This window comes from Myxococcus sp. CA051A (genome assembly GCF_013336705.1).
Lineage (GTDB): Bacteria > Myxococcota > Myxococcia > Myxococcales > Myxococcaceae > Myxococcus > Myxococcus llanfairpwllgwyngyllgogerychwyrndrobwllllantysiliogogogochensis.
The window spans coordinates 137,922-164,239 of record NZ_JABUMS010000017.1 but is presented as its reverse complement, the minus strand read 5'-3'; the positions used below and the strand labels follow the sequence as shown (position 1 = coordinate 164,239).

At 67.3% G+C, this 26,318-nt stretch carries 25 protein-coding genes; 14 read left to right on the top strand and 11 right to left on the bottom strand.

What is annotated here, in order from left to right; genetic code table 11:
- The first annotated feature begins 344 nt into the window (after positions 1-344).
- Entirely contained in the window at positions 345-2,588 is a 2,244-nt protein-coding gene (locus HUA74_RS36305; RefSeq protein ID WP_371817361.1) for a glycosyltransferase, read from the top strand.
- Positions 2,585-3,325, top strand: a complete 741-nt coding sequence (locus HUA74_RS36300; RefSeq protein WP_141646756.1) for a WG repeat-containing protein — start codon at positions 2,585-2,587, stop codon at positions 3,323-3,325. Before HUA74_RS36305 ends, HUA74_RS36300 begins: the two co-directional genes overlap by 4 nt.
- Before the next feature lie 14 nt (positions 3,326-3,339).
- Here HUA74_RS36300 and HUA74_RS36295 read toward each other — a convergent pair whose 3' ends face one another.
- Positions 3,340-4,365 carry an ABC transporter ATP-binding protein gene (locus HUA74_RS36295; protein ID WP_174458235.1) on the bottom strand — a complete coding sequence of 342 codons (1,026 nt, stop codon included), beginning with the start codon at positions 4,363-4,365 and terminating at the stop codon, positions 3,340-3,342.
- Between the two features lie 159 nt (positions 4,366-4,524).
- On the bottom strand, positions 4,525-5,445 hold the full coding sequence (locus HUA74_RS36290) for an SDR family NAD(P)-dependent oxidoreductase (protein WP_174458234.1): 921 nt from the start codon (positions 5,443-5,445) through the stop codon (positions 4,525-4,527).
- 105 nt (positions 5,446-5,550) lie between these two features.
- Here HUA74_RS36290 and HUA74_RS36285 point away from each other — a divergent pair, with 105 nt between their 5' ends.
- The 4 genes from HUA74_RS36285 to HUA74_RS36270 all read left to right on the top strand — a co-directional run bounded on the left by HUA74_RS36285 (position 5,551) and on the right by HUA74_RS36270 (position 8,449).
- Positions 5,551-6,456, top strand: a complete 906-nt coding sequence (locus HUA74_RS36285) for a LysR family transcriptional regulator (RefSeq protein ID WP_217443656.1) — start codon at positions 5,551-5,553, stop codon at positions 6,454-6,456.
- Between the two features lie 175 nt (positions 6,457-6,631).
- Positions 6,632-6,931, top strand: coding sequence for a hypothetical protein (locus HUA74_RS36280; protein ID WP_141646760.1), 300 nt, complete (start codon positions 6,632-6,634; stop codon positions 6,929-6,931).
- Between the two features lie 127 nt (positions 6,932-7,058).
- The gene (locus HUA74_RS36275) at positions 7,059-8,048 is read left to right on the top strand and encodes a C2 family cysteine protease (protein ID WP_174458232.1); all 990 of its coding nucleotides are present in this window, start codon (positions 7,059-7,061) and stop codon (positions 8,046-8,048) included.
- Positions 8,045-8,449, top strand: coding sequence for a hypothetical protein (locus HUA74_RS36270; RefSeq protein WP_174458231.1), 405 nt, complete (start codon positions 8,045-8,047; stop codon positions 8,447-8,449). The genes HUA74_RS36275 and HUA74_RS36270 overlap by 4 nt, the downstream gene beginning before the upstream one ends.
- Here the strand turns inward: HUA74_RS36270 and HUA74_RS36265 are convergent.
- Positions 8,446-9,309, bottom strand: a complete 864-nt coding sequence (locus tag HUA74_RS36265) for an SDR family oxidoreductase (RefSeq protein ID WP_174458230.1) — start codon at positions 9,307-9,309, stop codon at positions 8,446-8,448. The two genes, HUA74_RS36270 and HUA74_RS36265, sit on opposite strands and share 4 nt — an antisense overlap.
- 70 nt (positions 9,310-9,379) lie before the next feature.
- On the opposite strand from HUA74_RS36265, the gene HUA74_RS36260 reads away from it, so the two are divergent.
- The 3 genes from HUA74_RS36260 to HUA74_RS36250 all read left to right on the top strand — a co-directional run bounded on the left by HUA74_RS36260 (position 9,380) and on the right by HUA74_RS36250 (position 11,277).
- A complete protein-coding gene (locus HUA74_RS36260; RefSeq protein ID WP_174458229.1) occupies positions 9,380-10,081 on the top strand; it encodes a TetR/AcrR family transcriptional regulator in 702 nt (233 codons plus the stop codon).
- A 57-nt stretch (positions 10,082-10,138) separates the two neighbouring features.
- The gene (locus HUA74_RS36255) at positions 10,139-10,480 is read left to right on the top strand and encodes a DUF2845 domain-containing protein (protein WP_141646765.1); all 342 of its coding nucleotides are present in this window, start codon (positions 10,139-10,141) and stop codon (positions 10,478-10,480) included.
- Positions 10,481-10,683: 203 nt separating this feature from the next.
- Positions 10,684-11,277: a biotin transporter BioY gene (locus tag HUA74_RS36250; RefSeq protein ID WP_174458228.1), complete on the top strand. Its 594-nt coding sequence runs from the start codon at positions 10,684-10,686 to the stop codon at positions 11,275-11,277.
- 255 nt (positions 11,278-11,532) lie between these two features.
- On the opposite strand, the gene HUA74_RS36245 is transcribed toward HUA74_RS36250, so the two are convergent.
- Positions 11,533-12,069: a carboxymuconolactone decarboxylase family protein gene (locus tag HUA74_RS36245; RefSeq protein ID WP_174458227.1), complete on the bottom strand. Its 537-nt coding sequence runs from the start codon at positions 12,067-12,069 to the stop codon at positions 11,533-11,535.
- 115 nt (positions 12,070-12,184) lie between these two features.
- On the opposite strand from HUA74_RS36245, the gene HUA74_RS36240 reads away from it, so the two are divergent.
- The 3 genes from HUA74_RS36240 (at position 12,185) to HUA74_RS36230 (ending at position 14,763) form a co-directional block, all read left to right on the top strand.
- Complete coding sequence (locus tag HUA74_RS36240) at positions 12,185-12,757, top strand: MarR family winged helix-turn-helix transcriptional regulator (protein WP_174458226.1); 573 nt, start codon at positions 12,185-12,187, stop codon at positions 12,755-12,757.
- Between the two features lie 534 nt (positions 12,758-13,291).
- Entirely contained in the window at positions 13,292-14,296 is a 1,005-nt protein-coding gene (locus HUA74_RS36235) for a DUF2380 domain-containing protein (protein WP_371817360.1), read from the top strand.
- Entirely contained in the window at positions 14,293-14,763 is a 471-nt protein-coding gene (locus tag HUA74_RS36230; protein WP_174458224.1) for an NUDIX hydrolase, read from the top strand. The genes HUA74_RS36235 and HUA74_RS36230 overlap by 4 nt, the downstream gene beginning before the upstream one ends.
- Positions 14,764-14,803: 40 nt before the next feature.
- Here the strand turns inward: HUA74_RS36230 and HUA74_RS36225 are convergent, their stop codons facing one another.
- Both HUA74_RS36225 and HUA74_RS36220 read right to left on the bottom strand, forming a co-directional pair.
- On the bottom strand, positions 14,804-16,459 hold the full coding sequence (locus HUA74_RS36225) for an FAD-binding dehydrogenase (RefSeq protein ID WP_174458223.1): 1,656 nt from the start codon (positions 16,457-16,459) through the stop codon (positions 14,804-14,806).
- A 45-nt stretch (positions 16,460-16,504) separates the two neighbouring features.
- Positions 16,505-17,020: an ureidoglycolate lyase gene (locus HUA74_RS36220; RefSeq protein WP_371817359.1), complete on the bottom strand. Its 516-nt coding sequence runs from the start codon at positions 17,018-17,020 to the stop codon at positions 16,505-16,507.
- Between the two features lie 211 nt (positions 17,021-17,231).
- On the opposite strand from HUA74_RS36220, the gene HUA74_RS36215 reads away from it, so the two are divergent.
- Positions 17,232-19,436: a DPP IV N-terminal domain-containing protein gene (locus tag HUA74_RS36215; protein WP_174458221.1), complete on the top strand. Its 2,205-nt coding sequence runs from the start codon at positions 17,232-17,234 to the stop codon at positions 19,434-19,436.
- A gap of 48 nt (positions 19,437-19,484) precedes the next feature.
- Here HUA74_RS36215 and HUA74_RS36210 read toward each other — a convergent pair whose 3' ends face one another.
- From HUA74_RS36210 to HUA74_RS36195, 4 genes are all read right to left on the bottom strand, one after another.
- The gene (locus HUA74_RS36210; protein ID WP_174458220.1) at positions 19,485-20,894 is read right to left on the bottom strand and encodes a pitrilysin family protein; all 1,410 of its coding nucleotides are present in this window, start codon (positions 20,892-20,894) and stop codon (positions 19,485-19,487) included.
- A 13-nt stretch (positions 20,895-20,907) separates the two neighbouring features.
- A complete protein-coding gene (locus HUA74_RS36205) occupies positions 20,908-22,350 on the bottom strand; it encodes a pitrilysin family protein (protein WP_174458219.1) in 1,443 nt (480 codons plus the stop codon).
- A 91-nt stretch (positions 22,351-22,441) separates the two neighbouring features.
- Positions 22,442-23,056 carry a hypothetical protein gene (locus HUA74_RS36200; protein ID WP_254623847.1) on the bottom strand — a complete coding sequence of 205 codons (615 nt, stop codon included), beginning with the start codon at positions 23,054-23,056 and terminating at the stop codon, positions 22,442-22,444.
- 135 nt (positions 23,057-23,191) lie between these two features.
- Positions 23,192-23,749, bottom strand: coding sequence for a tenascin-X (locus HUA74_RS36195; RefSeq protein ID WP_174458218.1), 558 nt, complete (start codon positions 23,747-23,749; stop codon positions 23,192-23,194).
- Positions 23,750-24,090: 341 nt separating this feature from the next.
- Between HUA74_RS36195 and HUA74_RS36190 the strand changes: the two genes are divergently transcribed.
- Positions 24,091-25,428, top strand: coding sequence for a KamA family radical SAM protein (locus HUA74_RS36190; protein ID WP_174458217.1), 1,338 nt, complete (start codon positions 24,091-24,093; stop codon positions 25,426-25,428).
- Here the strand turns inward: HUA74_RS36190 and HUA74_RS36185 are convergent.
- Entirely contained in the window at positions 25,412-26,296 is an 885-nt protein-coding gene (locus HUA74_RS36185; RefSeq protein WP_141643065.1) for a DMT family transporter, read from the bottom strand. The genes HUA74_RS36190 and HUA74_RS36185 overlap by 17 nt on opposite strands.
- Between the last annotated feature and the right edge of the window lie 22 nt (positions 26,297-26,318).

Sequence of the window (26,318 nt, the reverse complement as noted above, 5' to 3'; positions counted from 1 at the left end):
AGAACCATCCGGAACACAACATCTACCCATGCCGACAGCGAGGCAACGCCTCTCACCGGCGTAGCCTTGGGCTGGTATCCGACTCGCACGACAACCACTGGGTCGGTGGTCGCTCGTGACGAGCGTGTGCGGGTCGTCCGTCAAGCCGGCGAAGACCCCTGCTCGCGCCCCACGCACTGCCCGAAGTAAGGCTTGAGGGCCACGCGCAATGCCGGCGGCACCCAGAAGGAGCTGCCGTGCGCATTCTGCAAGTCATCCATGGTTATCCCATGCGGTTCAACGCGGGCTCTGAGGTGTATACCCAGGCTCTCGCACACGCATTGGCGGGCCGCCATGAAGTTCGAGTGTTCACGCGCCAGGAGAACCCCTTCGCGCCAGACTACGTGATGTCGAGCGAGTCGGACCCCGATGACCCGCGCATCCGGCTCCACCTCGTCAACATGCCCAACAGCCGAGACCGCTACCAGCACGCGGGGGTCGACCAGCGTTTCCAGGAGGTCGTCGAGGACTTCAGGCCCCACGTCATCCATGTGGGTCACCTCAACCACCTTTCCACCTCGCTCATTCAGGTCGCAGCCACCCAGCAGGTTCCCATCGTCTACACCCTGCATGACTACTGGCTGATGTGCCCTCGTGGGCAGTTCATGCAGATGCATCCCAAAGACCCCTCGAACCTTTGGGCGTCATGCGATGGGCAGGAGGACCGGAAGTGCGCCGCGCGGTGCTATTCCCGCTACATCTCGGGCGCACCCGAAGAGCAGGAAGAGGACCTTCACTATTGGGAGGGCTGGGTACACCGCCGCATGGAGCATGTGCGGAAGCGAGTCTCTGACGTTGCCCGCTTCATCGCGCCTTCCCGCTATCTGCTCTCGCGATTCCGCGACGAGTTCGGCATTCCGGCCTCGAAGCTCACCTACCTTGACTATGGCTTCGACCATTCGCGTCTTCGGAATCGCCAGAGGAGGGCTGAGCCAGATTTCGTCCTGGGCTACATCGGCACGCACATCCCAGCCAAGGGCATCCACCAACTGCTCGAAGCCTTTGGTCGGCTCCAGGGCAGCGTCCGGCTGCGCATCTGGGGCCGACCACGCGGAGCGAACACAGGGGCGCTCCAAGCCATCGCCCGCTCGCTCCCAGGAGACCTGTCCTCTCGGGTGGAATGGCGTCCCGAGTACCGCAATGCGGACATCGTGAGCGATGTCTTCAACCACGTGGATGCCATCGTGGTGCCTTCCATCTGGGTGGAGAACTCTCCGCTCGTCATCCACGAAGCTCTCCAAGCTCGTGTCCCGGTCGTCACCGCGGACACCGGTGGCATGCGTGAGTACGTCCAGGATGGATTGAATGGGTTGCTCTTTTCGCATCGAGACCCCGCATCACTCGCACGGGCCTTGCAACGCATGGTCGATGAGCCCGACCTGGCGCATCGTCTTGGGGCGCGAGGGTACCTTCAGTCCCAGCACGGCGATGTGCCCGACATGCGGGAACACGCCCAGGAAATTGAAGCCCTGTACGCGGGCGTCATCCGGCAACAGCGTGCGGCACGAACTCCCACGCGGCCGGGTCCCTGGAGAATCACCTTCGACACCAACCCGGACGACTGCAACCTCCACTGCATCATGTGCGAAGAGCACTCGCCCTACAGCCAAACCCAACAAGAACGCGAACGGGCGGGCACTCCAAAACGGCGCATGCCCATCGACCTGCTTCGCCGCATCCTGGAGGACAGCAGGGACACCCCACTGCGTGAAGTCATTCCGTCCACCATGGGGGAGCCTTTGCTGTACGCGCACTTCGACGACCTCATCGACTCGTGCATGGAGCACGGCGTCTTGCTGAACCTCACTACCAATGGAACCTTCCCCCGGAGGGGCGCTCGTGAGTGGGCGCGGCGGCTGGTCCCCATCACCTCCGATGTGAAGATTTCGTGGAATGGAGCCTCGAAGCGGACCCAGGAAGCGGTGATGCCGGGGGTTCGTTGGGAGCGAGTGTTGGAGAACGTCCGGGCCTTCATCGCCGTCCGGGATGAACATGTCCGCAACGGAGGGCATTCGTGCCGGGTGACGCTCCAGCTCACCTTCCTCGAAACCAACGTAGGGGAACTGGCCGACATCGTTCGACTTGCGGCCAGCCTGGGGGTCAATCGCGTGAAGGGGCATCATCTGTGGGCCCACTTCGAGCAACTCAAGCCCCTTTCGCTCCGTCGAAGCCCGGACTCCATCTCACGGTGGAATGAAGCCGTTCGCGACGCCATCAACGCGGCCCGAGAGAATCCCCTGCCGGATGGCAGTACGGTGCTCCTGGAGAACTTCCACAGGCTCGACCCCGCGGCCGTCGTGGACCTCGCGCCAGGAGCACGCTGCCCCTTCCTGGGGAAAGAAGCCTGGGTGAGCGCGCTCGGTCGCTTCGACCCTTGCTGTGCCCCAGACAAGGAGCGAAGGACGCTCGGCGCATTCGGCGATTTGCATCAAGCCACGCTGCACGACATCTGGTCCGGGAGCGCCTACGAGCGACTGCTGGCCACCTATCAGGACCATGCTCTGTGCAAAGGGTGCAACATGCGCCAACCCGCCGAGGCGGCGCGATGAGCGACTGGACACGGACCCGCGTCGCGCCAGAGCGAACCCATCACATCCAGGACAATCTGCCGCTCTACTCGGTCCGCTTCACGGAAGTGCTCTCCTTCCATGCACCAGGGCTCGCCGCGGTGCGCGATGAGACTGGCGCGTTCCACATCGACCTCACCGGACGCGCGACCTATGCACATCGCTTCCAGCGCACGTTTGGCTTCTACGAAGGACGGGCCGCTGTCGAGTCTCCCGAGGGCGCCTTCCATGTTCGCGTGGATGGCTCCGCGCTGACGGAAGCGCGCTATTCCTGGTGCGGAAACTTCCAGGAAGGTCGCTGCACGGTGAGGGAGCGCCAGGGACGCTATTTCCACTTCGACGAAGAATCCCGCCCTGTCTATCGCGAGCGGTACGGCTACGCCGGAGACTTCCGCGAGGGTTTCGCGGTCGTCCGAGAGGACTCTGGCCTGCATCTGCACATTGACCGGGATGGCCGACCGTTGAACGGCCACAGGTTCGAGGACCTGGATGTGTTCCACAAGGGTTTCGCGCGGGCGAGGGACCTTCGTGGGTGGCACCATGTGGACAGGGCCGGCGAGCCTCTCTATGCCACTCGCTTCGTGGCGGTGGAGCCCTTTTACAATGGGCAATCCCGGGTGATTCGAGGGGATGGCTCGCTGGCGGTCATCAACGAGCGAGGGGACGTCGTCCTGGAGCTGCACCAGGCACAGCCCCTTCGCTCGACGTCAACCGGGTGAGCTGCGCCAGGCACCTATTCCGAAGCCCGCGCACGCCCCGTCTTCGCGTCGAACCGCCGCAGCTTCGAGGCATCGAAGCGCAGGGACACGGGGGTGCCCGAGGCGGCGCGGAAGTCACCGGGTGCACGGGCCACGAGCTGCTCACCCGCCACGTCCACCGTCACCCAGCTCTCCGCGCCCATCGGCTCCACCAGATACACGAGCCCCGTCAGCGCCCCCGGTGACTCGTCGCCCTGAGCCGTCACCACCAGGTGCTCGGGACGAAGCCCCAGCACCACGTCCTCGGCCGCGAGGCCCAGGGTCCCGGGCTTCACCTGGTTGATGCGCGGAGAGCCGAAGAAGCCCGCCACGAACAGGTTCGCGGGCGCGTCATACAGCTCGCGCGGCGGAGCCACCTGCTGCACCTCGCCCTGGCTCATCACCACCACCCGGTCCGACAGCGTCATCGCCTCCGACTGGTCATGCGTGACGTAGATGAACGTGGCCTGGAGTCGCTCGTGCAGCTTCTTGATTTCACCGCGCATCTGCGTGCGCAGCGCGGCGTCCAGGTTGGACAGCGGCTCGTCGAACAGGAACACCTTCGGCCGTCGCACGAGCGCGCGTCCCAGGGCCACGCGTTGCCGCTGCCCACCGGACAGCTCCTTCGGCCGTCGCGACAGCAGCGCCTCCAACCCGAGCACCGAGGCCACCTCGCGCACCCGCGCCTCGATGTCCGCGCGCGACAGCCCGGCGACCTCCAGCGGGAAGGCCAGGTTGCGAGCCACGTCCAGGTGTGGATAGAGCGCGTAGCTCTGGAACACCATGGCGATGTCGCGCTCCTTCGGCGACATGCCGTTGACCACCTCGCCATCGATGCGCAGCGTGCCGCCGGACAGCTCCTCCAGTCCGGCAATCATGTTGAGCGTGGTGGACTTGCCACAGCCGGACGGGCCGACGAGGGACACGAACTCACCGTCCGCGATGTGCAGCGTCACGCCCTTCACCGCGGCCACGCCCCCTCGATACACCTTGCGCACGTCCTCCAGGGACACCGTCGCCACGCGACTAGCCCTCCCCGGTGCCCGAGCCTCGGGCCCATCGCGCGCGGCGTCTCTTCATCGAAGCTGTCTCTCGGATGCGCATGGAGGCAGCCAAGCCCCTCGTCACCGGGCACGGCAAGCGCGATGTCGCGCCGCCGTGCACCCGCTGACAGCCCGCGCCTACAGCGCCAGCGTCATGCCGCCGTCGATGACGAAGGCGGAGCCCGTCAGATAGGGATGGTCGTCGCAGGCGAGCATCAGCGCGGCGTCCGCGACCTCCGCCGCCGTGGCGAGCCGCTGCTGTCCATGCACGTTGACGCGAGCCCAGGCGGCCGCCGCTTCCTGGAACTGCTCCTCCGGCATGTTCTCCGCGCCCATCTGCCGCCGGACCAGCGGTGTGTCCACCGTGCCCGGGCAGAGCGCGTTCACCCGGATGCCCTGCGTGCCGTACTCCAGCGCCGCCGCCTGGATGATGCCCACCAGCGCGCGCTTGCTCGCGGTGTACGCCGAACTGCCCTTGCGCGTGGCGAACGCCTGCACCGAGGACGTCACCACGATGCTCCCGCCTCCCCCACTCAGCATGTGAGGGATTTGCGCCCGCATCGCCGCGAAGACGCCGCGCACGTTGGTGTCCGAGAGGTCATTCCACTCCTCCAGGGAGATGTCGTGCAGCCCCTTGGCCATGCTGATGCCCGCGTTGTTGAACGCGACATGCAGCCCGCCGTAGTGCTGGACCACCGTGTCCACGAACGTCCGCACCGCGTCCGCATCTCTCACGTCGACCTTGTAGTAGGTGGCCTCACCGCCCGCCTGACGGATGAGCTGCTCCACCTCCTGGCCCAGGTTCTCCCGGCGACCGCAGAAGGCCACCTTGCCGCCCTCGGCCGCGAAGGCGATGGCCGCTGCCCGGCCGATTCCGGACGTCGCGCCGGTGACGAGCACCACCTTGTTCTCGAAGCGCCTCCTGCCAGTCACGGGCGCCACGCCCACCGGCGAGCCACACGCCACATCCGCCGCGAGCACCGCCGTACTCCCCAGCGCCGCCGTCAGAAACGTCCTCCGCTCCAACCGCACGGAGTCCTTCGAATCCCGCGTCGTCATCGTCACCTCTCAAGGAAAATCCTGGTGAGGCCCTCACGAGTAGCAACGCTGGACTGTTTGGATAATCCACATTAACCAGCACAGGTCATGCATCCAGGCTTCACAATGAAGAAGGACCAGCTCGACGGCGTGATGACGCTGTTGAGCGTCGCGCGGCTGCGCAGCTTTCGCGCGGCGGCGACGGAGCTGGGAATCTCTCCCTCCGCGGTGAGCCAGATTGTGCGCGCGCTGGAGGCTCGCGCGGGCGTGGCGTTGCTGACGCGCACGACTCGCAGTGTCGGGCTCACCGAGGCGGGCAGGAGCTTCCTCGAACGGGCCACACCCGCCGTCGACGAGCTGCTCGCCGCCTTCGACTCCGCGCGCTCGCTGGGCGGCAAGGCCAGCGGCCTGCTCCGACTCAACATCCCTCGCGCCGTCATTCCTCACGTCATCGAGCCCATCCTCGCGGGCTTCTGTGCCGCCCATCCGGACGTGCGGATTGAAATCCACGCGGCGGACCACCTGAGCCGCATCGTCGACGAGGGCTTCGACGCGGGCGTCCGGCTGGGCGAGTTCGTCGAAGCGGACATGGTGACGGTGCGCCTGACGCCGCCCTTCGGCTTCGCGGTGTTCGGCGCCCCCGCCTACTTCGAGCGCCATGGGCGCCCTCGCAAGCCCGAGGACCTGCGCGCGCACACGTGCATCAACTACCGCTCCGGCGACGGCTCGCTGTACCGCTGGCAGTTCCAGCGCAAGGGACAGCCGCTGGAAATCGCCGTGCAGGGCACCGTCATCGTCAATGACTCCGCGCTCAACTTGAACGCAGCGGTGAAGGGACTCGGGCTCGCCTATGCGGCCCAGCCGCTCGCGGCCGAGCACCTCCGGGCAGGTCGCCTCGAACGCGTCCTCGCATCGTTCTGCCCCGACACGCCGGGCCTCTTCCTCTACTTCCCCAGTCGCCTCCAGGCGATGCCGAAGCTGCGTGCCTTCATCGACTACTCACGCAAGCACCTGAAGGTCTCCGCACCTTGAGGCGGGCGGTGCCCCACGCATGACGCACCGCGCCCTGGGGCCACCCCAAACCACACATACTCACAGTCAAGACCATACGGCCCGCGCAGGGGCCCGTGGTAGCGTCCACGGACATCATCCAGCGCGAGGACCGCTGCGTGCGGGCCGCGCGCCCTGACGAACGGGGGAAACAGTCATGGCATCCGACACCATCACACTCATCAAGGGCCAGGGGCCCCTTCCGCTGCCGGAGAAGCCGCACCTGCGCCTCGCCAGCGGCAACTTCTGGGCCGAGGAGGTGGAGGCCAAGGGGGGCCGCGAGAAGCAGCTCACCGCGGGCCTCTTCATCATCGACACCCGCACGTCTCCCTCGAAGCAGGACCATGTGCGTGTCCATGCGTCCCAGGTGGTGGAAGTGGACGGGGCTTCGCTGGAGATCCTCGAGGTCAGCGGCGCCGAGGGCAAGGAGCCCGCCATCCACCTCAAGGTCCGCTGAGTGCCACACGCATAGTGCGGGCGCGACGCAACTCTGGCGCCGCCGCCGCGACAATCCAGACATCCACTGACGCCCTTGGGGGGCGACAGTCCATCTTCAGATTCCGCTGTTCCGAGGGGGAGCATCCATGAGCTTCAAGATTGGGAATGAAGGGTCCCGCGTCACCCAGCCCGTCCCGCAGGCCACCGAGACGGTCCGGCCGCAGGCGAAGACGCAGGAAGTCCGTGAGCAGCAGCCCGCATGGGCGAGCGCCCGGACCCAGGACGGCATGCTGCCGCCCAGCCGCCGTGAGCAGTTCGCCACCGCGCTCGGCCAGACGAGCCAGGCGAGCGGCGCGGAGAGCCCCAAGACGAAGGACCCGAAGGCGCTCGACACCAACGTCACCTACGGCCCGGTGAAGAACGGCAGCGTCTTCGAGGCGGGCACCGACGGCACCAAGGCGCACTGGAACGACGTGCAGCAGGGGCAGATTGGTGACTGCTACCTGATGACCTCCATGGGCGCGATTGCGCGCGCCAACCCGGCGCTCATCGAGAACATGGTCAAGGGCCCGGACGCGTCCGGCAACTACAACGTCACCTTCCAGGACAAGGGCAAGCCGGTGACCATCACCGTCACCCCGGACCTGCCGCTCAACTCCGGTGGCAACCCGGCCTACGCCGCGACGCCGCAGGAGAACGGCAAGGCGGAGCTGTGGCCGGCCCTCGTGGAGAAGGCCTATGCCCAGTGGAAGGGCGGCTACCCCAACATCGTCCACGGCAACAGCGCCAACGCGATGGAGGCGATGACGGGCAAGAAGAGCAGCAGCCTCGACGTCGGCGGCGCCACGCTGGCGGACCTGGAGAAGCGGCTGAACGCGGGAGAGGCCATCACCGCGGGCACGCACGACGACATCAAGCTCTTCGGCCTCATCGACCTGCCGGACGGCACCGACAAGCCGCTCTACAAGAACGGCACGCTGGTGGCGGACCACGAGTACTTCGTCTCGGGTGTGGACACCAAGGCGGGCACGGTGACGCTGCGCAACCCGTGGGGCGCCGGCACGCCGGACGTCGTCCTCACGGAGGCGCAGTTCCGTGAGTCCTTCCAGTACGCCAACAGCAACCCGACGAAGTGATTCGACGGGCGCCGGGCACGCGCGGGTGGACCGGACTGGCACTGGCCTTGGGGCTGGTGCTGTCCGGGTGCGCGCGTGAGACGCCCGCGGTGGCGCCCTCCCCGGCGGAGCAGCCCGGCACCATTACCCTGACGAAGAATCACGGCCCGCTCCAGGTGACGCCGCACCTGAGTCTGGCCACGGGCAACTTCTGGCCCGAGGACACCGATGCGGGCGCGCGTGAGCCCACCGCCGCCCTCTTCATCTACGACTCGCGAGTCGTTCCGCCAGAGCAGCAGCACGTGCGCGTGCGCGCGGGCCAGAGGGTGGAAGTGGCGGGCGAGGTGTTCGAGGTCTCCGAGGTCATCGACCGTGGAGACGAGCAACTGCTGCGCCTGCGACTGCGTCCGCGTCAGCCCTAGACGGAGCGAGCAGGAAGCGCGGCGACGTCACGGGGCTTCAGCATCCCCGCGGCCACGCGCACGGTGAAGGCTCGCGGCGCGAAGCGAGGCATGTTGGCCTGGAACCAGTTGCGCCAGCCGGCGATGAGCGAGGGCCTGCCCTGCTCCAGGCCTCGGAGTCCCGCGAGGGCCACCTGCTCGGCGGTGGCGGTCGGCCCCACCGCGACCTGGCGCGTGCCCACCACGTCGAAGAAAGACGTCTCCACGGGCCCTGGGCACAGCGCGAGCACGCGCACGCCCCGCTCGCGGTTCTCCGCCCAGAGCGCCTCGGTGAAGGACAGGACGAACGCCTTCGTCGCGCCGTAGATGGCCATGTACGGCAGGGGCTGGTAGCCGGCGATGGAGGCCACGTTGAGCACGCCTCCGAGTCCTCGGGCGACCATGTCCGGCAGGAACAGATGGGTGGCATCCACGAGCGCGGTGACGTTGAGCATCACCTGCTCATGCTGTCGGGCCAGGGGGACGGCCTCGAAGGCGCCGTGGGTGGCGAAGCCGGCGTTGTTGATGAGCAGGTCCACGTGCAGGCCGCGCTCGCGACACTGGCCATGGAGCTGGCGCGCGGCGCCCTCGTGACTGAGGTCCATGCTCAGCACCTCCACCTGGACGGCGTGTTGCTTCATCAACTCGGCGGCCAGGACGCGCAGCTTGTCCTCCGAGCGGGCCACGAGGACCAGGTTCATCTTCCGCGCCGCGAGCAGGCGGGCGAAGGCCTCGCCGATGCCAGAGGACGCGCCGGTGATGAGCGCCCGGCGGCCCTCGTAGGGGAAGGGACCCGAGGTGGGCGCGGGGGAGACAGCGGGGGATGTCGAAGCGATGTGCATGGGTCCAGAATGTGAGCTAGGACTCACGTTCGCAACTCGCGTCGGTGCTCACATTCGTGGAGGAGGAATCATGCCGCGCCGTCCCCCTGTTTCCCGTCGGAGGAAGCCCCATCAGGACCGGGCGCAGGCCACGTGTGAGGCCATCCTCACGGCGGCGGCTCGCGTTCTCGTCAAGAATGGCTATGAGGCCGCGAGCACCAACCGCATCGCCCGCGAGGCGGGGGTGAGCATCGGTTCGCTCTACCAATACTTCCCGAGCAAGGAGGGATTGGTGATGGCGGTGATGGAGCGGCATCGCACGCGCTCGCTCGCGGGCTTCGAGGCGGAGCTGGTGCGACTCGCGAGCCAGCCATTGCCCCAGGCGATTCGGGCGCTGGTCCGCCAGTTGCTGACCACGAAGTTGGAGAACCCCCGGCTGCACCAGGTGCTGCACGAACTGGCGCCGAGGATGCGGCAGTTGGGGCAGGTGGACCCGCACGAGCAGCGGCTGTTCCGCCTGGTGAGAGCCTTCCTCGCGCCAAGGGCCGAGGAGCTGCGTCCCAAGGACCTGGACATGGCGGTCTTCGTCCTGGTGCATTCGGTGGAGACGCTCTGCATCAAGGCGGTGGCGGACCGTCCCGACTATCTGACCAATGAGGCGTTCCTCGACGAGCTGTGCGCGTTGATGCAGGGCTATCTCCAGCCGGCGGGAGCGTCCTCTCGGACCACGCCGAAGAAGATGACGGGACGGGGGCGAAGCTCGGCCTCGCGCGAAATCTCCGCGCGGCCGTGAATATCCTCCGGACGCAGGCGTCGGTCGCGCACCCCCCGATTGTTGGAGCCGCCTCGCATGCGTACCCTCCTCGCTGGCCTCGTCCTCGCCTGCCTCATCGTGCCCTTCTCTGGTGAAGCGGCGACCTTGCGCTGTGGCAACAAGCTCATCTCGGATGGCGCCTCTCAGTCCGATGCGCTCATGAAGTGCGGGGAGCCCATGAGCAAGCACACGCGGGAGGAGTCGACGTCCACGCGGAACAGGGTGCGCGAAGGCAAGGAGGAGTCCTCCACCACGCAGACGGTGACGGTCCAGGTGGAGGAATGGACATACAACTTCGGGCCCAACCGGCTGATGCAGGTGGCCGTCTTCACCGACGGCAAGCTGACCGACGTGCGCAGCGCGGGCTACGGCAAGTAGGCCCGCCGCGGGCCCATAAGAAACGCGTCGCCCCGAATCGAGAGGACCAGGGTGCCCCTCGCCTCGGGTTGCACGCCCTGAAACATCGGGCGCGGAACGCTTCGCCTCCTTGCATCGCCGTCCGTCCTCACCGAGCATCGGTCCGTGTCTCCACTCCCCTCCGCGTCGTCACGCGGCTCGCACTCCTCGCTGGTGGGTCGGCGGTGAGCGCGGACGCCAGTCCTCCACCGAACCGCGTCCTGGCAGACCTCTTCGTGCGCACGCGCGCCCAGGAGGCCGCGCTCGTCCTCGGCGCGGCGCTCTGCACCGCCTTGTTCGCGCAGGTCGCCATCTCGGTGCCGGGCTCACCGGTGCCCATCACGGGGCAGACGCTCGCCGTCGTCCTCACAGCCGCCGCGCTCGGGCCTGGACGTGGCGTGGCCGCGCAGCTCGCCTATCTCTTGTTGGGGGCGGTGGGGTTGCCCTTCTACGCGAAGGCGGCCAGCGGCTGGGGGGCGCTCGTCGGTCCGACGGGCGGCTATCTGGTGGGCTTCCTGCCCGCGGCCTTCCTCGTGGGGCTCGCGGCGCGTCGAGCCTACGACCGGCGCCCGAGGACAGCGGTGCCCCTCTTCCTCGGGGGACAGCTCGTCATCCTGGTCATCGGCGTGTGCTGGCTCCATGTGGTGGCCTCGCTCGACTTCGCCACGGCCTTCCACAAGGGCTTCGTGCCATTCATCCCTGGAGGGCTGCTCAAGGCCGCCCTCGCCGGTCTGGTCTCGTCTCTCGCCTGGCGACTCGTCCGCGCTCGCGAGGCCTGACCTCATTCTCGCAGTCGAGGCAATGCGCTCACGGGTGCGGACCACTCGAGGAGAGACCTGACATGGCATTAGGTACGTTCGGAGACAACGGACCTGCGTCCCGATGGCAAGCAAAGCGGCGCTCGCAGTGCGTCAATTCCATCAGCATACAGGTCTGGCTTCACGGGCGACGCGCTTTGCACCGCGAGCTTGAAAGACTCAACGTGGCGGAAGCCCCGGGCGCCTCGACCCTGCCAGCGCCCGGTGAGTGACGGCTCAGGCGACGCGGGGGAAATCCACCTCGGTGCCGGCCACCACGTTGAGGTAGTTGGTGAGCACGTTCTGCGCGACGGCGGCCACCACCTCCACCAACTCCGCGTCGCTCAGCCCCACCTTGCGTGCCTGCGCGAGTTGCGGGCCCACGTCCGCTGCCCGCGTGCGAGCGATGGCGACGGCAAGGTCCAGGATGGCCTGCTCGCGGGGGTCCGCCGAACGGCCGGTGCGAAAGCCCGTCAGCTCATCCGCCTTCACGCCGTGCCCCTTCGCCAGCGCCGTGTGCGCGGAGAGGCAGTAGGTGCAACGGTTCAGCTCCGCCACCGCGATGGCGATGGCCTCCTGCGTACGCGGCGACAGCTTCGCCCCGCCCATGGCGTTGAAGTAGCCCGCCACGGCATCGAGCGCCGCGGGGGAGTGAGCGAAGGTGGAGAACATCTTTGGGACCATCCCGAACTTCGCCTTCAGGGCGGCGAGCGTGGGCTCGGAAGCAGCAGGCGTATTCGCGGGGCCAACAGGGGCAATGAGGGGCGTCGTCATGGGGTGCTCCTGGGGACAACGGGTTGTGCGGCAGGTCTATTGGTTTCGACTCGATACTAAATGCGCCCGCCCTCATTGCTTGTCAAGTCGGTATCGACACGATACCTTTGTATCCATGGCCGCCGACCGCCTCTACGTGTTGCTCGAGCGACTCGGGAACCTGCTCCGCACGGAGGAACGGGCAGCGGGGCTGCCACACGGGCTTCAGCCGGTGCACCTGCAGGCGCTGCGCTATCTGCAGTCGTGCAACCGCTACAGCAACACGCCCGCGGCGCTGACGGAGTACCTGGGGCTCACCAAGGGCACCGTGTCCCAGACGCTCCTGCTGCTGGAGGAGAAGGGACTGTTGCGAAAGCAGGCAGATACGGAGGACCGGCGCGTCATCCACCTGCTGTTGACGGAAGCCGGCCGCGCGGTGCTGAAGCAGGCCCTGCCACCCGAGCTCTTCAAGCGGGCCCTCGCGGGGCTGCCCGGTGATGGCGCGGCGCTCGATGAGTCCCTCACGGAACTGTTGCGCGCGTTGCAGGCCGCGAATGCCCAGCGCAGCTTCGGCGCGTGCGGCACCTGCAAGCACTTCCAGCGAGAAGGCGCGGGGCGCTTCCGCTGCGGCCTGACGCAGGACCCGCTGTCGCGCGAGGACAGCCAGTTGCTCTGCCGGGAGCACGAGGGCATCTCCCCAGGGCACTGATGCCGGGCTCGAACCACGTGCGCTGCTCGGCCGGAGGGAGGCGTGTCGTTCCGAGTTGATAGGGTCGAAGTGCCCATGCGCACTCTTGCCCTGATGTTGAGCGCAGTCCTGTTGACCACGAGCTGCGCTTCCCAGTCCTCCTCATCCCAGAGAGAGTTGGACGCGTTCCATGCACGTCGCACAGCGCTGAACGGGCCTCCACCCGCCTCGATGGGCTTGGGCTTGGACGCCGTGCGGCACCGCGAGGGTGGAACAGATTCGAACACCGTGTCAGGAGCCGTGGGTGGTGGGCAGCAGAACGCCGCACTGACACGACAAGCGGTCCTGGCCGCGGTCGACGAAGTGCGGAGCTCCACGGAAGACACAGCCCGAGCAATCTCCAGGCTCGCCACGAGCACGCGAGAGCTGGGTGGGCATGGCAGGCTCTTCATCCGCTACTTCGACCACGGGGCAAGACAGTTGCCCTGGCTCCGTGGGGCACTCGGGAGCATCACTTCTCTCACAGCTGAATCCAGCTTGGTGGAAGACGCGGACATGGAGCTTGGCATCCTCCGGATGACGGGTCCTCGGCTCCAGGCCGCGTTGTCCGGCACGATGCTGCTCGCCACCTGGCTCGACTTCCTGAACCTCGTGAGCGTCGTGCTCCAGCAATGCCCTTACTACAGCGTGGAGCAGTTGCTCGTGGACATGGACCGCGTGTGGAACCTGCTGGAGCCAGCCTTGGGCGCTCTCGCCTCGCGGGAGCAGGCGCGCGTGGAGGCCACGGCGACAGCCATGCCCGTGCTGATGGGGCAACTGACCCATGAGTTCCACTCCATTCGCGAGGGTGCGCGGATGGCGATGGAGCGTACAGGGCAAGTGGTGGCGACGGCGCAGTTCATCGAGATGCTCGCGCTCGTCTCCGCGCTGAAGATGTCACTTCCCAGGCTACCGCCCGCTGCGCCCGTCGCGCTGGGAGCGCGACTGGTGATGGGCCCTGGCGGAATCATGGCCGGCCAACAACTCGTCGTCTCCGCCGAGTGGGTGGAGATGATGCGAAGGCTCGTCCAGGCGGGAGTCATCTCCGCGCCCGTCGTGAGCGCGGCGGTCCGCACCAGCGCGGGACACGTGTGGATGGCGCAGACGAACCAGGAACTGCCCAAGGGCGTGCGTGAGGCACTGGGAGACTCACCCGAGGTGCGCGGCATGCACGTGACGAACAGGACCGGGGCCGGCATGTCCGAGGCGCCGAAACATCACGTCCTGCCGCAAGAGCACCGGGAGTGGTTCGAGAAGCGCGGCTTCACGGGAGACATGAACATCGACCAGTTCTGCGTGAGACTGGAGCGCTCCCATCACGAGGCCATTCACGGCGGTGGTAATTGGAAACTGGGTCGCATCTGGCCGGGTGAATGGAACAGGCTGGTCATGAAAACCCTGTTCGATGCGGAAACAAGAACTCGTCGACTGTTGACTCGAAACGAAATCCTGAAGCTCGTCGCGAAGGACATGCGGGACTATAGAATCTCGATGAACTTCACTCCAGGGAGGGGCAGATGAGCGGCGGAGCAGCATGGCGGGGCGACGTGAAGGCGCGCCTCTATGAGCGAGTCCGTGCGAAGGGCTACGACACCCTGACCGCCTTCGCCGAGGCACGCCCAGCCATTCCCCTTCACGAACTGGCCGATGAACTGGGACAGGAGGACGTTGCCGCCGTGCAGATTCTCAGCGGGCTGCTCGGCGAAGCAGAGCAGCGCAAGCAGGTCACTCGTTTCGTGCGCGATGTCCTCGCGCGAGAACTCGCCGAAGCCTTCCCAGACGGTTGGCCCGGGGTGCTGGACGACGCGAATCGATTCGAGGCGGCCATGGCACTGGGCCGATGGTCCGCCTACAGCCCTCTGACTCATGAAGAGCGTGTCCGGCAGGCCAGTGATGCGCTCCTCGCCAATCCCCCACCCGCCGGTTGGCGCCCGCTCAGCCACGACGACGAACTCCTCCGCACCCTCCTCCCAGACGACACCGCCTGACAGGCCCACGGCGGAGACACCGCCGCGGGCCCCACACGGTCTACACAGTCTTCACCAGCGCCCTGCCCGCCGCCCGCCCCGAGAAGATGCACCCGCCGAGGAACGTGCCCTCCAGCGCCCGGTACCCGTGCACCCCTCCTCCACCGAACCCGGCCACCTCGCCGGCCGCATAGAGGCCGGGAATCACCTGTCCCTGCGTCCCGAACACCCGGCCGGACAGGTCCGTCTCGAACCCTCCCAGCGTCTTGCGCGTCAGCACATTCAACTTCACGCCGATGAGCGGCCCCTCCTTCGGGTCCAGGATGCGGTGCAGCTTCGCCGTGCGCACCAACTGGTCCCCGCGATACCCCCGCGCCTGTCGAATCGCCGCAATCTGCAAATCCTTCCCGAACGGGTTGTCCAACTGCCTGTCCCGCGCGAGCACCTCACGCTCCACCGTCGCGAAGTCGAGCACCGGCGTCTCCGTCTTCGCGTTCATCCCCTCCACCAACGTCCGCAAGTCGTTCGCCACGACAAAGTCCGCGCCGTGCTCCTTGAACGCCTCCACCGGCCCCATCGCCTTCTTGCCCACGGCCCGGTTGAGCACGCCCTTCCAATCCTTCCCCGTGAGGTCCGGGTTCTGCTCGGAGCCCGAGAGCGCGAACTCCTTCTTCAAAATCCACTGGTTCAACACGAACCACGAATACTCATGCCCCGTCTTCAGGATGTGCTCGAGCGTCCCCAGCGTGTCGAACCCCGGGAACAACGGCGGCGGCAGCCGCTTGCCCGTCGCGTCCAGCCACAGCGAGCTGGGCCCCGGAAGAATCCGGATGCCGTGCCGAGGCCAGATGGGGTTCCAGTTCCTCAACCCCTCCGTGTAATGCCACATGCGGTCGCGGTTGATGAGCCGTCCACCCGCCGCCTCCGTAATCGCAATCATCCGACCATCCACATGCGCCGGTACACCCTGCACCATGAACTTCGGCACGGGCCCCATGCGCTCGGGCCAGCTCTTGCGCACCAGCTCGTGGTTGCCGCCAATGCCTCCCGACGTGACGACCACCGCCGAGCCCCGCAGCTCGAAGTCCCCCGCCGTCTCCCGTGAGCTGCTCACCCCACGCTCCACGTCCGAGGGCACCAGCTTCATCCCCCGCACCCCCACCACCGCCCCCGCCTCGACGAGCAGCTCGTCCACCCGGTGCCGGAACAGGAACGTCAGCGTCCCCTTCTCCCGCGCCGCCTGCGCGCGCCGGACAAAAGGCGCGAGCACTCCCGGCCCCGTGCCCCACGTCACATGGAAGCGAGGCACGGAGTTGCCGTGCCCCACCGCGCCGTAGCCACCGCGCTCCGCCCAGCCCACCACGGGGAACCAGCGCATGCCCTGCGCATGCAGCCACGGGCGCATCTCCGTCGCCGCGAAGTCGACGAAGGCCTCCGCCCACTTCCGGGGCCAGTGGTCCTCCTCGCGGTCGAACCCCGCGGTGCCCATCCAGTCCTCGAGCGCGAGCGCATGCGAGTCCTTGATGCCCATCCGCCGCTGCTCCGGCGAGTCCACCAGGAACAACCCACCGAAGGACCAGAACGCCTGTCCCCCCAGGTTCTGCTCACCCTCCTGGTCCACCACCGTGACGCGCTTGCCCGCGTCCGCGAGCTCCGTCGCCGCGACGAGCCCCGCGAGCCCACCGCCCACGACGATGACATCCGTCTGCTGTCCCATCCGGAGCCTCCAGTCCCAAAACCCAAGGGAGGCCGGATGATAGCCTCAGTCGTCGACCTGGACCCGCACCCTCGCCAGCTCCGCGAACTGCCGCACCACGCAGTCCCCCTCGCTCCCGTCCTCCCAGGCGAGCATGGCGAACTCCGCCGGCGCATCCAACGCGATGAGGGGGTGGTGCCACACGCCCCGGTGGTAGTTCACGCCCTCCCCCGGCCCACAGACGAAGGCCTCCAACTTCTCCACGTCCGGCCCACCCTCGGGCGCGCTCGGGGCGACACACACCAGGTACCGCTCGCACCGCATGGGGAGGAACGCCTGGCTCGAATACGGATGATGCTCCAGCAGCTTCACCGTGAAGGGCAGCCCCTGGGGCACCGAGCGGAACACCGCGAGGTTCGGCTTCGCCGAGTCCCGCGCGTTCTCCAGCCTCGCGGACCAGTCGAACCGCACCGCCGTCCCCTGATTCGCCAGCGCCCCCGGCGCGAGCCCCGCGGAGACCACATCGCCAAACGGTGCGAAGCCTTCTGGCGACAACCGCCGCGCGACGATGACTCGGGACACATGCTCACTCATGGCTGAAGCATAACGTCGGGGGATGACGCGCCCAAGGCGGCCCGGCCCGGCGCGAGTGCCATGGGACTGTCATGGTCAACAGCGCATCCCCAACGCCACGGGTCCTCCCCATGGCGACAAGCGCTTCATCTCCCGTTTACATCGCCATGGCATCTTCCACGGACTCAGAGCCGTCATGCCGAGGGCTCCCCACACCCCCATGCGAATCCTCCTCACCGCACTCGTCCTCTTGAGCGCACCCGTCCTCGCTCAACCCCCGTCCCCACCCAAGCCCGAGTCCGTCCCCAAACCCACCAGCTTCTTCCGCCAGCTCCAGGAGACACGCTCCTTCAACAGCGGCCGTCCCGTGGGCGCCACTGTCACTCCGGATGAGCAGACGCTGTTCTTCCTGCGCAACTCCGCCACCTCCAACGCGCTCTCCCTCCATGCGTTCGACGTGGCCACCGGCCAGTCGCGAGAGCTGCTCACGCCCGAGAGCCTCCTGCAAGGCGCCGAGGAGACCCTCACGCCCGAGGAGAAGGCGCGCCGGGAGCGCATGCGGATGAACTCGCGCGGGTTCTCCAACTACACCCTGTCCGATGACGGCAAGAAGCTCCTCATGGGGCTGTCCGGCAAGCTGTTCCTCGTGGAGCGAGCGTCCGGAAAGGTGACCGAGCTCAAGACGGGACCGGGCGTCATCGACCCGCGACTGTCCTCGGATGGCACCCAGGTGGCCTACGTCCGCGAGCACGACGTGTACCGCCTGGACCTGGCCACCAACACCGAGCGCCGCGTCACCAAGGGTGGCACCGCGGAGAAGACGCACGGGCTGGCGGAGTTCATCGCCCAGGAGGAGATGTATCGCTTCTCTGGCTACTGGTGGAGCCCGGACGCCAAGGCCCTGGCCTACACGGAGTCGGACACGAGCGGCGTGGAGAAGCTCTCCATCTCGGACACCGGCAACCCCGCGCAGGGCGCGCAGCAGCTCTCCTACCCTCGCGCCGGCAAGGCCAACGCCAGGGTGCGGCTGGGCGTCATCCCCGTCACCGGCGGAAAGACGACGTGGGTGAACTGGGACGCGGAGAAGTACCCCTACCTCGCCACCGTGCGCTGGCCCGCGAAGGGCCCGCTGACCCTGCTGGTGCAGAACCGCCACCAGACGGAGGAGGTGCTGCTCGCCGTGGACGTGAAGACCGGGCGCACCACGCCCCTGCTCGTGGAGAAGGACGACGCCTGGCTGGAGCTGGACCAGACCTTCCCCCACTGGCTGGAAGACGGCAGCGGCTTTCTCTGGGGCACCGAGCGCAACGGCGCACCCGAGCTGGAGCTGCGCGACGCCACCGGCAAGCTCGTGCGCTCGCTCGTCCCGCCTGACGCGGGCTTCGGCGGACTGGTGGGCTACGTGGAGAAGGAGGAGACCGTCTACTTCGTCGGAGGGACGAACTCCGCGGAGCGCTACGTGTGGCGCGCGCGAAGGGGAGACAAGCCGACCCGCGTCACCACGGGAGGCCCGGCGCTGGAGTCGGCCCGCCTCTCCCCCCGGGGAGGGCTGCTCGTCGTGACGTCTGAGGGCCCCAAGAGCATGCGGAGCACCGTGGTCCTCAAGGCGGACGGCACGCGCGTGGGCGAGCTGCCCTCCATCGCGAAGGAGCCTCCCTTCCAGCCCCGGCTGGAGGTGCGTCAGGTGGGCAAGGAGCGCTTCCAGACATCCCTGGTGCGCCCGCGCGACGCGAAGCCCGGGGTGAAGCTGCCCGTCATCGTGGAAATCTACGCGGGCCCCGGCACCGCCATGGTCCGCCAGAGCATGGCGTCGCACCTCACCGCGCAGTGGATGGCGGACCAGGGATTCCTCGTGGTGCGGCTCGACGGACGCGGCGCCTCGCCGACGGCCGACGCGAAGCTGCGCAAGCCGAAGTACGACTTCCCCAAGGTGCTGATGGATGAACAGGTGGCGGCGCTGCGCGCGCTCGCGGCGGAGGTCCCCGAGCTGGACTTGAACCGCGTGGGCATCACCGGAGGCAGCCACGGCGGCTACATGTCCGCGCTCGCCGTGCTCACCCGACCGGACGTCTTCAAGGCCGCGGTGGCGGTGTCGGCGGTGACGGACTGGCGGGACTACGACACACACCTGACGGAGCGCTTCCTCGGCCTGCCCGACGAGCACCCGGACGCCTACGCCCAGAGTTCACTGCTCACCCACGTGAAGGCGGGCCAGCCCATGGGCAAGCTCCTCGTCATTCACGGCACCGCGGATGACAACGTCTTCTTCTTCCACGCCCTCAAGCTGTCGGACGCGTTGTTCCGGGCGGGCCAGTCCCACGAGTTCCTGCCGCTCTCCGGCATGACGCACATGGTGTACTCCGACCCGCAGGTGACGGAGCGCTTGTGGGAGCACACCATGCGCTACTTCAAACAGCACCTCTGACGGACAGGACGGAGGCCCTGGACTCGGCCTCCGTCCCCAACAACACCGTCAGCGCACCGGCGGCGGAAGCACCTTGAGCTGCGGCTTCACGACCTTCAGGTCACCCACCACCACGATGGTCATCGACTCGCGCGTGAGCGTCTTCGTGGCCATCTGCTTCACCTGCTCCGGGGTGACGGCCATCACCGTCTGCACGTAGTCGCGCAGGTACGAGTCCGGCAGTCCGTGCAGGTCCACGAAGCGCAGCTTGTTGATGATGCCGTTGCGCGACGAGTTCTGGAGCAGGAAGACACCCGCCAGGTAGTTCTGCACCTCGCGCAGCTCGTCGGCGGAGGGCGGCGTCCTGCGCAGCGTGTCCACCTCCTTGAGCACCTCCTTCAGCGACTCCCCGGTGACGGCCGTCGTCACGTCCGCGTTCTGCACCCAGGACGCATCCCCCACGTGCACGGAGATTTCGCTGTAGGGCGAGTACGAATAGCCCTTCTTCTCGCGGATGTTCGCGGTGATGCGCGAGCTGAAGTAGCCACCGAGCAGCGTGTTCATCACCTCCTGCTGGACGTAGTCGGGGCTGGCGGGCGGCAGCGCCTTCACCGCGACGCGCACCGTGGACTGCACCGAGCCGGGCCGGTCCAGGTACTGCACCGACTTCGCCACCTGCTGCGTCGGCGGGTTCTGGACGCGCGCGGGGCCCGGCTTCCAGCCGGTGAACGCCTCGCGCACCGCCTTCTCCACCGAGGCCGCGTCGAACCGGCCGACGATGTACAGCCGCGAGCGGGCCGCGCCGATGTTCGCGTCGTAGTGCGCGCGCACACCCTCTCGCGTGTAGCCCTTCAGCATCGCCTCCGTCGGGAAGAGGCGGCCGTAGGGATGGTCGCCATAGACGGACTGCGCCAGCAGCTCGTCGGCGAGCACCTGCGGCTGGCTCCGGTAGATGGCCACGTCACGCAGCAGGTTCGCCTTCACCCGCTCCACCTCCGTCGGAGGGAAGGCCGGGTTCTGGATGACGTCCGCGATGAGCGACACCGCCTGGGGCGCCGACTCGGAGAGCACCTCGATGCCGACGAACGTCTGGTCCGGCGTGGTGCCGACGTTGAGCTGTCCACCCAGCCCGGCGGCCGTCTGCGCCACCTGCTCGGCGGAGCGGGTGGTGGTGCCCTCCACCAGCAGCTTGCCCGTCAGGTCCGCGAGCCAGACCTCATTGGACTTCTCGTGGATGTTGCCGGTGTCGATGGCGAGCTGGATGGCGACCTTCGGCATGTCGCCATAGGGAAGCAGCGAGACCTCCAGCCCGTTGTCGAGCTTGAACTCGGTGCGGACGGGGACCTTGAAGGGCTTGGGCGCCGCGGGAGCCGGAGGGGCCTCCTTGGCGGGAGCGGCGACGATGGCGGGCGCGTGCAGAAGCCCGAACACCATCAGCGCGGGAGCGACGAGACGGCTGCGAAGTGAGCGCGTGTTCATGGGTCGCATGTCCTCAGCGGGCCTGGGCCTTGGTGGGGGCGGGAGTCACCGTGAGCACCGTGCGGTTCTCACGGCGCAGGTACTCACGCGCGGTCTTCTGGATGAGCTCCGGTGACACCTTCATCAGCTCGTCCTCCAGCCGGTTGATGCGCTCCGGGTCGTCGAAGAAGAGCGCGAAGGAGGCCAGCAGGTCCGCGCGGCCGAAGCCGAGGAACGACTCCACGTGCTCGTACAACCGCGAGCGCGCCTTCACCCGCGCACGCGCCAGCGTCGCCGCGTCGATGGGCTTTTCCTGAAGCTGCGCCACCACGCCGTCAATCTCCTTCAGAATCGCTTCCGGCGACGTGCTCGCGTCGTGGAACAGATACGCGGTCCACTGCATGGGCCCGTTGTAGTTCCACTGGTTGCCCAGCTCGTTCACCCCACCCTGCAGCTCACCCGCCAGGCCCTTCTTCTGCACGAGCTGCTGGTAGAGCGCGCTGTCATTGCCCTTCAGGAGCACCTCGTCCACCAGCGCCATGGCGTAGTACTCGGGCGTGCCCACCGCGGGCATGTGGTAGCCCACCGCGAGCGCCGGGCGCTCGGCCAGCTTGTCCGGCTTGTCGTGGCGCTTCTCCTTCTCCTGGCGCGGCTCGGAGATGTCCGGCTTCTGGGGCTGCGCCACCGTGGGCAGCGGCCCGAAATACTTCTTCACCCAGCCCTTCACCTGCTCCGGCTCGAAGTCGCCCACCACCACCAGCACGGCGTTGCTCGGGGCGTAGTACGTCTTGAAGAACGACTTCACGTCGTCCAGCGTGGCGGCCTCCAAATCCTTCAGGTCGCCGTAGAAGTTGTGCGCGTTGTACCAGTTGGTGTTCGCCACCTGCGGCATGTCCAGCCACGGGAAGCCGCCATAGGGCTGGTTGAGGACGTTGACCTTCACCTCGTTCGACACCACGCCCTGCTGGTTCTTGAGGTTCTCCTGCGTCACCTCCAGGCCGCGCATCCGGTCGGCCTCCGCCCAGAGCATCGTCTCCAGCGCGTTGGAGGGGACAATCTCGAAGTAGTTGGTGAAGTCGAAGCGCGTGGAGCCATTGAGCACCCCGCCGTTCTTCTGGATGAGCCGGATGAACTCCATCTTCCCGAGGTTGGTCGAGCCCTGGAACATCATGTGCTCGAACAGGTGCGCGAAGCCGGTGCGGTTCTTCGGCTCGATGCGAAAGCCGATGTTGTAATAGACGCCAATCGCCGTCTTGGGCGCCGTGGTGTCTCGCGAGAGGACCACCTTCAAACCGTTATCGAGCTTGAAGTAGTCCACCGGCACCTGGAGCTTGGGCGTCTCGGCGGGAGCCGGGGCCGGGGCCGCCACCGCGGGAGCCTCGGCGGGCGCAGGTGGGGCTTCGGGCTTCTGGGCTTCGTGTGATGCCGCGCACCCGAGGAACGCGGCGGCTGTTACCGCTCCGAACACTCTTCTCATCGACCCCTCCCAGGGACCTGGCCATGCGTCGAAGGACGCCGACCCTTACGGCGAGCTGTGACCATCGATTGCGAGGACGTGCTGGCGACTTCTAGGCCACCATGAAGGGGGCCGCGCAGTAGGAGCAGACGACCTTGTCTCCTGGAAGAACATTGTCCGCGCCCACCGGGGCATCACACGAGGGACACCTGCTGCCGACACTCTGCGCCCGCTCCAGCGCGTCCCGGTGGACGTACTCGCGCGACTCCGCCAGGTAGACGAGGTCCACCTCGTGACGGGCGATGAGCGCGGTGAGCAGCGCATCCGCCTCGTCCTCGGACACCTTGAGGTGAAGGGCCGCGTCGCTCGCGCGGAGCCGGATTTGTGCTCGGATGAAGCCACGCAGTTGCTCCCGGCGCCGAGCCGTCCGGGACGGCGCCATGCCTTTCTTCCACAGGAAGACCCCCACACCCACGAACACGACCGCCAGCGCCAGAACCAACCACCCGTCCGAGGCTTTCTTCCCTTCATCCGGCGAAACGATTCCCACCACGCCCACCGCCAGCCCCATCACCCCGAACACCGCGCCAGCGACCCCCACCCACGCGACCACCAGGCCCACGGCCCTCGCGAGCCAGTCGAGGACGCCCGGAGCACCAGGGCTCACGGCGGCGGGCGGCGGGGACACGGCTGTCAGCGGGGAGTCGTGACGGCGAGGAGTGTTCATGGAGTCTCACGGGCTGCGGGCGGGAGCCCCGCATCCTAGAGGCCGCCCCCGCGGCGGTGTCCCGGGAAAATCCGCCCCGCCGCGCCCGGCCACACTCCGGGCACGGCGAGGTTCTCACTCGGCGAAAGCCAACCTTCAGCCCTTGGGCTCCTGCGGGCACGACGGGCACATGGGCGGGCAGTCCTGGGGGCACCACGTCGGCTCGCCCGCGGAGCAGATGAAGTCACCGCAGGGAGGCGTGTTGGGGCAGTCGCTGGGGCAGGACCACGCATCCTCACCGACGCCGCAGATGCCATTCCCACACCCGGGACTGCCGCAGTCGCTGGGACACGACCACACCGTCTCGCCGTTGTTGCAGGACCCATCTCCGCAGAAGGGTGACGCGGTGCAGTCGGCGGGACACGACGAGGTCGTCTCGCCGTTGTTGCAGAAGCCGTCGCCGCACGCAGGCAGCGTCGCGCAGTCCTCGGGACACGTGGAGCTGCTCTCCCCGTTGGCGGTGTCGCAGAAGTGGTCGCCACAGATGTAGGCGCAGACCTCGCACGACGGCCAGCTGCCCCCGCACGGACACTGCTCCAGCCCGGCCTCCACCTGTCCCGGCTCCACCACGCGGGAGTCGGGCGACGACTCGCCACACGCGGAGAAGAGCCCCAGCGTCAGGCTTGCCACGACGACCAACAGACGAGACTTCATGGGCGACTCCTTGGAAAAGGGGGTGTCCAGGGTAACCCAGAATATTGTCTCAATAACAAACACAGACGATGCGTGATTGCGCAGGACGTCATGGACGCGAGTTCCCCGTGGGGCCCGCGACTGGCACCCGGACACATCGACAGGGTCTCCCCTCACCCGGCAGCGTCATTCGACGTTTCTTCTCTCGGACGGAGTGACAGGTCCACGTGCCGTGTGTTACCCCGAAAGACCACCTCGTTGGTGTTCAAACAGTACGTCTGGTTACTGACACCAACCCATCCAGGGCCGTTTCCGTGGAGCCATCGCGGAGGATCCTGCCATGCCCAAAAGTGAGGAACCGCGTGAGCGCTACATCCAACGCGGTGCGGCCCCTGTCCCTGGGACAGCGATACCGTGCCTATACCCACAGGAACCTGGACGAGCTGACGGCGAGGGCACGCCTGTCGTCGGACGAGCGGCTCGCCGTGCAGGCGGTGGCCCAGGTGCTCCCCTTTCGCGTCAACACGTACGTGGTGGACGAGCTCATCGACTGGTCCGCCGCGCCGGACGACCCCATCTACCGGCTCGTGTTTCCGCGGGCGGACATGCTGCCCGCATCCGACGTCTCGCGCATCGTCGACCTGATGCGCTCGGGGGCTCCCGCGCTGGAGCTGGCGGGTGTGGTGCGAGACATCCGCGCGAGCCTCAATCCGCATCCCGCCGGGCAGATGCAGCTCAACGTGCCCAAGCTCGCCAACGAGGAGCCGCTGCCGGGGCTCCAGCACAAGTATCAGGAGACGGTGCTCTTCTTCCCGAAGCAGGGACAGACGTGTCACGCCTACTGCACGTATTGCTTCCGCTGGGCGCAGTTCGTGGGGGACGCGGATTTGAAGTTCGCCTCGCGCGACATCGCCCCCATGGTCGACTACGTGCGCGAGCACCCGGAGGTCACCAACGTGTTGTTCACCGGAGGCGACCCCATGGTGATGAGCGAGGCGGTGCTGGCGCGCTACATCGAGCCGCTGCTGGACATCGAGCACCTGGAGGCCATCCGCATCGGCACCAAGGCGCTGGCGTACTGGCCGCAGCGCTTCGTCACGGACCCGGACGCCGACGACACGCTGCGCCTGTTCGAGAAGGTGGTCGCCTCCGGCAAGAGCCTGGCGTTCATGGCGCACTTCTCCCATCCCAACGAGATGGTGCCGGACATCGTGCAGGAGGCCGTGCGCCGCATCCGCTCCACGGGCGCGGTCATCCGCACCCAGGCGCCGCTGATTCGCACCATCAACGATGACGCGGCGACGTGGGAGCGCATGTGGCGCACGCACCTGCGCCACGGCATGGTGCCGTATTACATGTTCATCGAGCGGGACACGGGACCGCAGGACTACTTCGCCGTCCCGCTCGCCTCCGCCTACGACATCTTCCGGAGCGCCTACCGGCAGGTGTCCGGCCTTGCGCGCACGGTGCGTGGCCCGTCGATGTCCGCCACGCCCGGCAAGGTGTGCGTGGATGGCGTGACGGAAATCGGGGGCGAGAAGGTCTTCATGCTGCACTTCATCCAGGCCCGGGAGGCGGAGTGGGTCGGCAAGCCCTTCTTCGCGAAGTACGACGAGAAGGCGACGTGGCTGTTTGATTTGAAGCCCGCCCTGGGTGCCACGCACTTCCCCTGGGAGCAACCCGCTATCCCCCCAGGATGAGGATGGCCATGCCGAGGATGAGCACGGCAATCATCCCGGACTTCAAGAGGACGTTGGCCTCGCGGAAGAAGAGGGCAGACAGGATGAAGCCCACGATGAGGCTCGTCCTGCGCAACACGGACAGGTGCGTCACCATCGCCTGCGGCTCGGTGATGGCGACGAAGTAGATGAGCTCGGCCGCCACCCAGGAACACCCCACGAGCGGAATGCCCCAGCTCCAGGTGAGGCCCAGGCCCAGTCCGCCGTTGCGCAGCATGTACGGCACGAAGACGAGCGCGGACAGAAGGCAGCGCTGGAACGCGGAGCTGGCTTGCAGCTCCAGCACGGGCAGGCCCAGCCGCGAGACGAGGAACTTGTCATACACGGTGGTCGCCGCCGACAGCGCGGTGGCGGACAACATCCACCACACGGAGCGGTTCTTCGCCAGCACCAGCCCCTCCTTCCGGCCGACGATGGAGAGCACGTAGTACGAGCAGACGGTGAGCATCAGCCCGAGGAACTGCACGGGCGTCAGCAGCTCGCGGAACATCAGGAAGCCGCCCGCCAGCGTCCACAGCGGACCGGAGGCGCGCACCGCTCCGGCGATGGAGATGGGCAGCTCGCGGACCGCGTAGTACGCGAGAATCCACGACGCCGTCATCGCCACGCCCTTGGGCAACAGCCACGCCTGCTCCCGCCATGTCAATCCAAACGGCTCGACGTGGATGGGCAGCGCGCCCGGAATCAACACCGGCACCCAGCACAGCGCGCCAAAGAGAGAGGACCACATGACGACGGGGATGACGCTGTTGCCCGTCATCGCCTTCTTCGTCCAGACATCATAGAGGCCGAGCATCACGCCCGCGCCCAGGCCATACGCAATCCACATGGTTGAGGGTCTTCGAGGCAAA

What these genes read in the sequence shown, in the direction of transcription:
- HUA74_RS36235 (WP_371817360.1), top strand. Translation starts at nt 13,292, where the DNA reads ATGGAGCTTGGCATCCTCCGGATGACGGGTCCTCGGCTCCAGGCCGCG.
- HUA74_RS36240 (WP_174458226.1), top strand. Translation starts at nt 12,185, where the DNA reads ATGGCCGCCGACCGCCTCTACGTGTTGCTCGAGCGACTCGGGAACCTG.
- HUA74_RS36185 (WP_141643065.1), bottom strand. Translation starts at nt 26,296, where the DNA reads ATGTGGATTGCGTATGGCCTGGGCGCGGGCGTGATGCTCGGCCTCTAT.
- HUA74_RS36280 (WP_141646760.1), top strand. Translation starts at nt 6,632, where the DNA reads ATGGCATCCGACACCATCACACTCATCAAGGGCCAGGGGCCCCTTCCG.
- HUA74_RS36285 (WP_217443656.1), top strand. Translation starts at nt 5,551, where the DNA reads ATGAAGAAGGACCAGCTCGACGGCGTGATGACGCTGTTGAGCGTCGCG.
- HUA74_RS36210 (WP_174458220.1), bottom strand. Translation starts at nt 20,894, where the DNA reads ATGAACACGCGCTCACTTCGCAGCCGTCTCGTCGCTCCCGCGCTGATG.
- HUA74_RS36265 (WP_174458230.1), bottom strand. Translation starts at nt 9,309, where the DNA reads ATGCACATCGCTTCGACATCCCCCGCTGTCTCCCCCGCGCCCACCTCG.
- HUA74_RS36200 (WP_254623847.1), bottom strand. Translation starts at nt 23,056, where the DNA reads ATGAACACTCCTCGCCGTCACGACTCCCCGCTGACAGCCGTGTCCCCG.
- HUA74_RS36245 (WP_174458227.1), bottom strand. Translation starts at nt 12,069, where the DNA reads ATGACGACGCCCCTCATTGCCCCTGTTGGCCCCGCGAATACGCCTGCT.
- HUA74_RS36300 (WP_141646756.1), top strand. Translation starts at nt 2,585, where the DNA reads ATGAGCGACTGGACACGGACCCGCGTCGCGCCAGAGCGAACCCATCAC.
- HUA74_RS36290 (WP_174458234.1), bottom strand. Translation starts at nt 5,445, where the DNA reads ATGACGACGCGGGATTCGAAGGACTCCGTGCGGTTGGAGCGGAGGACG.
- HUA74_RS36215 (WP_174458221.1), top strand. Translation starts at nt 17,232, where the DNA reads ATGCGAATCCTCCTCACCGCACTCGTCCTCTTGAGCGCACCCGTCCTC.
- HUA74_RS36195 (WP_174458218.1), bottom strand. Translation starts at nt 23,749, where the DNA reads ATGAAGTCTCGTCTGTTGGTCGTCGTGGCAAGCCTGACGCTGGGGCTC.
- HUA74_RS36260 (WP_174458229.1), top strand. Translation starts at nt 9,380, where the DNA reads ATGCCGCGCCGTCCCCCTGTTTCCCGTCGGAGGAAGCCCCATCAGGAC.
- HUA74_RS36230 (WP_174458224.1), top strand. Translation starts at nt 14,293, where the DNA reads ATGAGCGGCGGAGCAGCATGGCGGGGCGACGTGAAGGCGCGCCTCTAT.
- HUA74_RS36275 (WP_174458232.1), top strand. Translation starts at nt 7,059, where the DNA reads ATGAGCTTCAAGATTGGGAATGAAGGGTCCCGCGTCACCCAGCCCGTC.
- HUA74_RS36205 (WP_174458219.1), bottom strand. Translation starts at nt 22,350, where the DNA reads ATGAGAAGAGTGTTCGGAGCGGTAACAGCCGCCGCGTTCCTCGGGTGC.
- HUA74_RS36255 (WP_141646765.1), top strand. Translation starts at nt 10,139, where the DNA reads ATGCGTACCCTCCTCGCTGGCCTCGTCCTCGCCTGCCTCATCGTGCCC.
- HUA74_RS36225 (WP_174458223.1), bottom strand. Translation starts at nt 16,459, where the DNA reads ATGGGACAGCAGACGGATGTCATCGTCGTGGGCGGTGGGCTCGCGGGG.